Raw genomic sequence first — 7,731 nt, forward strand, 5'->3', positions numbered from 1 at the left:
CTGGGCTTGGCGGTCGGACAGGCCGCGCACGACCACGAGGCCGGCGAGCCGCTCCGGGTCCTCGGCGCCGAGCAGCGCGCGGGCATGGCCGGCCGAGAGCGTACCCGCCCGCAGCAGGTCGCGCACACGCCCGGGCAGGTTCAGCAGGCGCAGCGTGTTCGCCACATGGCTGCGCGACTTGCCGACGGCCTGGCCCAGCGCCTCCTGCTTCAGGCCGAATTCGCCCATCAGGCGCTGGTAGCCCTCCGCTTCCTCGAGCGCGTTGAGGTCCTCGCGCTGCAGGTTCTCGACCAGGCCGGCGGCCATGGCGGCGCGGTCGTCGAGGTCGCGGATGACCACCGGCACTTCATGCAGCCGTGCCTGTTGCGCGGCGCGCCATCGGCGTTCGCCGCCGAGGATCTGGTAGCGGCCGGGCGCCTTGGGCTTCGGCCGCACCAGAATGGGCTGCAGGATCCCGTGTTCCTGGATGGAGGCGGCAAGTTCCGCGAGCGCCGCCGGGTCGGGGGTGCTGCGCGCCTGGAAGGGGCTTGGTTCCAGCGATTCGATCGGCAGGGAGCGCGGCGCGCCGGCGGGTGCGGCAGCCGCGGGCGCGGCGGGGTCCCCCATCAGGGCCGAAAGACCCATGCCAAGGCGGGCTGGCTTCTTCATGCGGCCGACTTCCTGGCGCGACGCTCGCGCTTCAGCAGTTCCGCGGCCAGGTCGACATAGGCCTGCGCGCCGGCGGAGCGGTGGTCATACAGGATCACCGGCAGGCCGTGCGAAGGTGCCTCGCTGATGCGGACGTTGCGGGGGATGACGGTGCTGTAGACCTTGTCGCCGAAGAAGGCGCGGACATCGGCGGCGACGAGTTCCGACAGATTGTTTCGTCTATCAAACATTGTCAGGACGATGCCTTCGAGTTCGATCGCCGGGTTGAAGGCGCGCTTCACCCGTTCGACCGTACGGGTGATCTGCGAGACGCCTTCGAGGGCGAAGAACTCCGTCTGCAGCGGCACCAGCACCGAATGCGCGGCCACGAGGGCGTTGAGCGTGAGCAGGCCGAGCGAGGGTGGGCAGTCGATGAGGATGAGTTCGGTACCGGCCAGGGCATCGGCCTGGGCTTCCAGGGCGTCGCGCAGGCGGCGTTCGCGGTTCTCTAGGCCGACCAGCTCGATCTCGGCGCCGGCCAGTTCCGTGTCGGCGGGCAGCAGGGTCAGGTTCGGGATCCGCGTGGGGCGCAGCAGCTCGGCGAGCGGCTTCTCCCCCGTCAGCAGCGCATAGGATCCCGCGCCGCGGTCCTGCCGCGCGATGCCGAGGCCGGTCGAGGCATTGCCTTGCGGGTCCATGTCGATCAGCAGCACGCGGCGCTTGGTGGCGAGCGCGGTGCCGAGGTTGATGGCGGTCGTGGTCTTGCCCACGCCGCCCTTCTGGTTGGCGAGGGCGATGATGCGCGGCGGCGTGCGGTCAGTCGCTGGCACGGCGGATCTCGCTCAGGCGGAGGATGGTGGCCTCGGGGTCCGTGCGGCTGGTGAACCGCTCGGTGGTGAAGTGCCAGTGCGTGGCGGCGGCCGTCAACTCCTGCTCGACGCTGCGGCCCTTGGGCAGGATGGCGACGCCGCCAGGGGCCAGGATTCCTGCGGCGAAGCCCAGCAGGTCGTCCAGCGGGGCGAGAGCGCGGGCGGTCATGGCCGCGATGGGCGGCAGGGCGGCGTCCTGGAGTCGCTGGGCATGCACCTTCACCTTCGGGAGGCCCATGCGCGCCGCGGCGTCGATCAGGAAGGCCGCCTTGCGGCGGTCGGATTCCACAAGATGGACCTCGCGCTCCGGCAGGGCAGCCGCCAGCACCAGGCCGGGAAGACCGGCGCCTGAACCCAGATCCGCGATGACGCCTTCGCCCGGGAGCAGCGGCAGCAGTTGCAGGCTGTCGGCGATGTGCCTGTCGTCGATATCCGCCGCGGTGCGGGCCGAGACCAGGTTGATGGCCGCGTTCCAACGCAGCAGCAGGTCGCGGTAGGTCGCGAGCCGTGCGTCCCTCGCCGTATCGGGCGCCAGCACCGGGATCGGGTGTTTCACGTGGAACGCGCCGCATCCCGGCGCAGCACCACCGCCAGGGCGGCGAGGGCAGCCGGGGTGACGCCAGGCAGGCGCCCGGCTGAGCCGAGCGTCGCGGGGCGTGCGGCGGACAGGCGCTGGCGCATCTCTGACGACAGGCCCGGCACGCTCGCGAAATCCAGGTCGGCGGGGATCTGCGCGCGCTCCTCGCGTTCGAGAAGCCGCATCTCGGCCTCCTGGCGACGGAGGTAGGGGGCGTAGAGGGCTTCCGCCTCCAGGAGCGTGCGCAGTGCCGGGGGGATGTCTCGCAGCCAGGGGAAGGCCGCATCGACCGCTGCCGGGTCGATGCCCGGCAGCGCCAGCACCTCGAGCACGCTGCGCCGCCGTCCATCCTGGTTCACGGCAATTCCCGCGGCGGCGAGCGCGGCAGAGGTGGCGCCATCCGTCCGTGCCCGCGCCAGCGCATCCGCCAGCGCGGCGGCGAAGCCCCGATGGCGCGCCGCGCGCTCGGGCCCGACGCAGCCCCAATCGATGCCCTTCCCGGTCAGCCGCAGCCCGGCATTGTCGGCGCGCAGCACCAGGCGGTGCTCGGCGCGCGCGGTCAGCATGCGATAGGGCTCCGAGACGCCCTGCAGGACCAGATCGTCGACCAGGACACCGATATAGGCCTCGGACCGGGTCAGCACCCGGTCGGGCTGCGTGCCCGAGGCGCGTTCCGCGGCGTTCAGCCCTGCCATCAGCCCCTGCGCGGCGGCTTCCTCATACCCGGTGGTCCCATTGATCTGCCCGGCCAGGAACAGGCGCGGGATGGCGCGGACCTCCAGCGCCGGCGTCAGCGCCCGAGGGTCGACATGGTCGTATTCGATGGCATAGCCGGGCCGGATGATCCGTGCCGTCTCCAGGCCGGGAATCGATGCGATCATCGCGGCCTGCACCGCTTCCGGCAGGCTGGTCGAGATGCCGTTCGGGTAGACCGTGTCGTCGTCCAGCCCCTCGGGTTCGAGGAAGATCTGGTGGCGCTCGCGCTCCGCGAAGCGGACCACCTTGTCCTCGATCGAGGGGCAGTAGCGTGGGCCCACCCCCTGGATGCGCCCCCCATAGACGGCGCTCTGGTGCAGGTTCGCGCGGATCAGCGCATGGGTGGCGGGCGTGGTCGCGGTGATGGCGCAGGCCACCTGGCGGTTCGTGATGCGCCCGGTCATCCAGGACAGGGGCTCCGGCGGATCGTCGCCGGGCTGCGGTTCCAGCGCGGCCCAGTCGATGGTCCGGCCATCGAGCCGCGGGGGTGTTCCGGTCTTGAGGCGCGCCAGGGGCAGGCCGAGCCGCTCGAAGGCGAGGGCAAGTCCGATCGCTGGCTGGTCGCCAACCCGCCCAGCCGGAATGCGCGCCTCGCCGATATGGATCTCACCGCGCAGGAAGGTGCCCGTCGTGACCACCAAGGCCCCACACGCAATCCTGCGGCCATCGCCGGTCAGCACGGCCGTCGCGGCGCCGTCGGGGCCGGTCTCGATCCCTTCCGCCGCGCCTTCCATGATCGACAGCCCGGGCTGCGCCTCCAGCAGCTGGCGCATGGCCTGGCGGTAGAGCCGGCGGTCCGCCTGCGCCCGCGGGCCGCGCACGGCCGGCCCCTTCGATCGGTTGAGCACCTTCACATGGATCGCGGCGGCATCCGCTGCGCGTGCCATCAGGCCGTCCAGCGCATCGACCTCGCGCACGAGGTGGCCCTTGCCGATCCCGCCGATCGCGGGGTTGCAGGACATCTCGCCCAGCGTCGCGCGCCTGTGGGTCAGCAGCAGCGTACGCGCACCGCAGCGCGCGGCGGCCGCGGCAGCCTCGCAACCGGCATGGCCGCCGCCGACGACAATCACATCAAACGAAGGATCCATGGCGGCGATATACGGGAGAAGACGGCGGCATGGGAGAGAACCCCGCCGGCGCGACGTCACTTCCCGATGCAGAATTCGCCGAAGACGACATCGAGGATATCCTCCACGCCCACCCGCCCGGACAGGCGCCCGATCGCGCGCAGGGCGGCACGCAGCGCTTCGGAGACCAACTCGGGCAGGTCGGCCGCCTCGGCTTCGGCCAACCACGTCGCGGCCTCCGACAGGGCGGCCCGGTGGCGCGGGCGGGTAAGCACCGCGGCGTCGCCGGCGCCGGCCAAGCGCACCGCCTCAGCCCCCAGCCGCGTCCGCAACGCCTCTAGCCCCTCCCCTGTCCGGGCCGAGACCGGCAGCGGCGCCACCCCACCGATCATCACCGGCGCGGGCGCGAGGTCCACCTTGTTCGCCAGCACCAGCGCGCCGGGGGTGACCCAGGCGAGCGTCGGCGCGTCCGGCGCGATATCGGCGGCGAAGACCGCGATCACCAGATCGGCCTCCTCCGCGCGCCGCCTGGCCCGGCGGATGCCTTCCTGCTCGATTTCATCCGCCGCTTCGCGCAGCCCGGCCGTATCCGCCAGCGTCACAGGGATGCCCGCCAGCACCAGACGCACCTCCACCACGTCGCGTGTTGTTCCTGCCCGTGCCGAGACGATTGCTGCCTCCCGCCCCGCCAGCGCGTTCAGCAGCGACGATTTGCCGGCATTCGGCGCCCCGAGGATGGCGACCACAACGCCCTCCCGCAGGCGCTCCCCTTGACCGGCATCGGCCAGGTGGACCTCGATCTCCGTCCGCAGCGCCGCCGCGCCTGCCTGCGCGCTCGCGCCCAGGTCGCTCGGAAGATCCTCATCGGCGAATTCGATCGCGGCCTCCTGGTGGGCCAGCAGGCGGGTCAGGCGCTTTGTCCAGCTCTCGAGCAGCCGCGCCAGGGCGCCCCCGGCCTGGCGCAGGGCCTGGCGGCGCTGCGCCTCGGTCTCGGCGGCGATCAGGTCGGCGATGCCCTCGGCCGCTGTGAGGTCCATGCGTTCGTTCAGGAAGGCGCGGCGGGTGAACTCCCCCGGCTCGGCCGGGCGGGCACCCAGCGCCACGAGCGTTGTCCCCACGGCGGCGATAACTGCCGGCCCGCCATGCAGGTGCAACTCCGCGCTGTCCTCGCCGGTATAGGAGGCCGGACCTGGGAACCAGAGCACCAGGGCCTCGTCCAGCACTTCCCCGCTCGCCGGGTCCCGCAGCCGTCGCAGGCTCGCCCGGCGGGGGTGCGGCAGCCCACCGGCCATGGCGGCGACAATGGTCCCGCTTTGCGCGCCGGATACCCTCAGCACCGCGACAGCCGCGCGCCCGGCTCCGCTCGCCAGCGCGAAGATCGTGTCCGTCCCGGTCATCGGGGGCGATGTTCCACGTGAAACATCGCCTAGCCCTTCGGTGGCGGCACGTCCTTCTCGGTCAGCATCAGCCGCGGCACCCGGCCGCCACCGATCACGTGCACCTGCAGGATCTCCTCGACATCCTCGACGGTCTTCGGCCGGTACCAGACCCCCTCCGGGTAGATCACCATGGCCGGGCCGAACTCGCAGCGGTCGAGGCACCCCGCGCTGTTCACCCGGATGCGCGCGACCTTCAGTTCCTTCGCCCGGGCCTTCATGTAGTCGCGCAGCTTCTCGCTGCCCGCCGCAGCACAGCAGCCCCGCGGATGACCCTCCTGCCGCCGGTTGGTGCAGACGAAGATGTGCGCGGCGTAGAAGGGCGTCGGATCGGCATCGGTCACGCGGGCAGCTCCGGCAACGGGGGAGGCCAGCATGTAGCGACCCCCCGGATCGCCTCCAAGCCATCCCGATGCGATGTCATGGACCCGCGGCTGCTCCCGGCTTGACGGCCCCATGCCTCCGGGTGTCTGTCGCCTCAGGCCATGCCCCAGCTCTCGCTGCACACCCCCCTCGGGGACCTGACCGTGTCGGAGGAGGACGGCGCCATCGTCGCCCTCGACTGGGGCCGCGGCCGCGATCAGGACCCCACCCCGCTGCTGCTGCGCGCCCGGGAGCAGTTGCAGGATTATTTCGACGGCACCCGCAGCGCCTTCGACCTGCCGCTCGCCCCCCACGGCACCGCCTTCCAGCGCAAGGTCTGGGCCGCCCTCGGCACCATTCCCGCCGGCGAGACGCGCTCCTACGCCCAGATCGCCCGCCAAGTCGGCTGCCGCGCCGCGCGCGCCATCGGCCAGGCCAACGGTGCCAACCCCATCCCGATCCTGATCCCGTGCCACCGCGTGGTCGCCGCCGACGGCTCGCTGGGCGGCTATTCGGGCGGCGAGGGAGAGGCTACCAAGCGCTACCTCCTGGACCTCGAGCGCGCAGCGCCCGAGACCGCAACCCTGTTCACGGCCACCACCACGGCCCAGCGACGGATCCGCCCTTCATGACCCACGCCATCCGTATCCATGAGACCGGCGGCCCCGAGAAGATGGTCTGGGAAACCATCCCCTTGCCGTCTCCCAAGGCGGGCGAGGCCCTGGTCCGCCACAAGGCGGTCGGCCTCAACTTCATCGACGTCTATTTCCGCACCGGCCTCTACAAGGCGCCCTCCCTGCCCGCCATCATCGGCATGGAGGGCGCGGGCGTGGTCGAGGCTGTGGGCGAAGGCGTCACCGAGGTCGCCCCCGGCGATCGTGTTGCCTATGCCACCGGCCCGATCGGCGCCTATGCCGAGGCGCGCTGCATCAAGGCCGACCGCCTGGTGAAGCTGCCCGACGCTATCGGCTTCGAGCAGGGCGCCGCGATGATGCTCCAGGGCATGACCGCCGCCTTCCTGGTGAAGAAGTGCTACCCGGTGCAGGCCGGCCAGACCGTGCTGGTCCATGCCGCGGCCGGCGGTGTGGGCCTCATCATGTGCCAGTGGCTGAAGCACCTGGGTGCCACCGTCATCGGCGTAGTCAGTACTGAGGAGAAGGCGGCGCTGGCCCGCGCCCACGGCGCCGCGCACGCCCTTCTCACCAGGGACGACGTCCCCGCTCGCGTGAAGGAGATCACCGGCGGCGCGATGCTCCCGGTCGTCTTCGACAGCGTCGGGCGCGACAGCTTCAACGTCTCGCTCGACTGCCTGGCTCCCTTTGGCATGATGGTCTCCTACGGCAACGCCTCCGGGCCGGTCGCCATCCCGGACCTCGGCATCCTGGCCGCCAAGGGATCGCTCTATGTCACCCGGCCGACGCTCGCGACCTACACCGCCAAGCGCGAGGACCTGATCGACCGCGCCAATGACCTGTTCGCGGTGGTCTCATCCGGCGCCGTGCAGATCCGGGTGAACCAGACCTTCGCGCTCAAGGACGCGGCCGACGCGCACCGCGCGCTGGAAGCACGCCAGACTACGGGCAGCACCGTCCTGCTGCCGTAGGAGGCGGGCACGGGGGGAGACACCTCCCTCCGCCGCCCCCCCCACTTCTTCTGGCTGTCGGCAAGGCAGGCCTGGCACCACGGGCCCGCCCATCCATCCGGTCCAGGCGGGGGTGCTGCTCCGGCCCGAAGCCGGCGCTATCTGCTCACGCCAGACCCAGCGCGGCGAACAACCTCGTCGCCGGCGGCCATGCCGACATCACCTGCGCCCGGAACACCACCAGAGCGACCATCCCGCCGGCGACCACCACCACCGACGCCACCCAGGCCCGCAGCAGCACCGTATGGCTCGACGGCGCACTCTCCACCGACGCCGGTTCGCGCCACCTGGTCGCGGGCGCGGGCGCGGGCACAGCGACGGGCAGCGGTGACGGCGCGCGCTCGGCCGGCGGTTCTGGCGCGGGCGATGGCGGCGGCGCGGCCGCAGGTGCGCC

At 71.9% G+C, this 7,731-nt stretch carries 9 protein-coding genes; 2 read left to right on the plus strand and 7 right to left on the minus strand.

From position 1 onward, the window contains the following. From HW578_RS20000 to HW578_RS20025, 6 genes are all read right to left on the minus strand, one after another. A partial coding sequence (locus HW578_RS20000) for a ParB/RepB/Spo0J family partition protein (RefSeq protein ID WP_198372479.1) occupies window positions 1-648 on the minus strand: 648 nt, incomplete at its 3' end. Then, window positions 645-1,457 (minus strand): ParA family protein, encoded by an 813-nt coding sequence (locus HW578_RS20005; RefSeq protein ID WP_198372480.1) that lies wholly within the window; start codon window positions 1,455-1,457, stop codon window positions 645-647. The genes HW578_RS20005 and HW578_RS20000, both read right to left, overlap by 4 nt. Then, window positions 1,444-2,052: a 16S rRNA (guanine(527)-N(7))-methyltransferase RsmG gene (rsmG, locus tag HW578_RS20010; RefSeq protein WP_198372481.1), complete on the minus strand. Its 609-nt coding sequence runs from the start codon at window positions 2,050-2,052 to the stop codon at window positions 1,444-1,446. Before rsmG ends, HW578_RS20005 begins: the two co-directional genes overlap by 14 nt. After that, a complete protein-coding gene (mnmG, locus tag HW578_RS20015; protein ID WP_198372482.1) occupies window positions 2,049-3,917 on the minus strand; it encodes a tRNA uridine-5-carboxymethylaminomethyl(34) synthesis enzyme MnmG in 1,869 nt (622 codons plus the stop codon). The genes rsmG and mnmG overlap by 4 nt, the downstream gene beginning before the upstream one ends. Before the next feature lie 56 nt (window positions 3,918-3,973). After that, window positions 3,974-5,293 (minus strand): tRNA uridine-5-carboxymethylaminomethyl(34) synthesis GTPase MnmE, encoded by a 1,320-nt coding sequence (mnmE, locus tag HW578_RS20020; RefSeq protein ID WP_198372483.1) that lies wholly within the window; start codon window positions 5,291-5,293, stop codon window positions 3,974-3,976. Window positions 5,294-5,322: 29 nt separating this feature from the next. Further along, on the minus strand, window positions 5,323-5,676 hold the full coding sequence (locus tag HW578_RS20025) for a (2Fe-2S) ferredoxin domain-containing protein (RefSeq protein WP_369407940.1): 354 nt from the start codon (window positions 5,674-5,676) through the stop codon (window positions 5,323-5,325). A gap of 141 nt (window positions 5,677-5,817) precedes the next feature. Here HW578_RS20025 and HW578_RS20030 point away from each other — a divergent pair, with 141 nt between their 5' ends. Together HW578_RS20030 and HW578_RS20035 are read left to right on the plus strand one after the other, a co-directional pair. Beyond that, window positions 5,818-6,327 carry a methylated-DNA--[protein]-cysteine S-methyltransferase gene (locus HW578_RS20030; protein WP_198372485.1) on the plus strand — a complete coding sequence of 170 codons (510 nt, stop codon included), beginning with the start codon at window positions 5,818-5,820 and terminating at the stop codon, window positions 6,325-6,327. After that, entirely contained in the window at window positions 6,324-7,298 is a 975-nt protein-coding gene (locus HW578_RS20035) for a quinone oxidoreductase family protein (RefSeq protein WP_198372486.1), read from the plus strand. Before HW578_RS20030 ends, HW578_RS20035 begins: the two co-directional genes overlap by 4 nt. Before the next feature lie 145 nt (window positions 7,299-7,443). On the opposite strand, the gene HW578_RS27935 is transcribed toward HW578_RS20035, so the two are convergent. Further along, a partial coding sequence (locus tag HW578_RS27935; RefSeq protein ID WP_232479143.1) for a hypothetical protein occupies window positions 7,444-7,731 on the minus strand: 288 nt, incomplete at its 5' end.

It is taken from the genome of Roseomonas rosulenta, from assembly GCF_016106005.1.
Taxonomy (GTDB): Bacteria; Pseudomonadota; Alphaproteobacteria; order Acetobacterales; family Acetobacteraceae; genus Neoroseomonas; species Neoroseomonas rosulenta.

Excerpts from the sequence above, each read along its gene's own strand:
- HW578_RS20030 (WP_198372485.1), top strand. The coding sequence starts at position 5,818 with ATGCCCCAGCTCTCGCTGCACACCCCCCTCGGGGACCTGACCGTGTCG.
- mnmE (WP_198372483.1), bottom strand. The coding sequence starts at position 5,293 with ATGACCGGGACGGACACGATCTTCGCGCTGGCGAGCGGAGCCGGGCGC.
- mnmG (WP_198372482.1), bottom strand. The coding sequence starts at position 3,917 with ATGGATCCTTCGTTTGATGTGATTGTCGTCGGCGGCGGCCATGCCGGT.
- HW578_RS20035 (WP_198372486.1), top strand. The coding sequence starts at position 6,324 with ATGACCCACGCCATCCGTATCCATGAGACCGGCGGCCCCGAGAAGATG.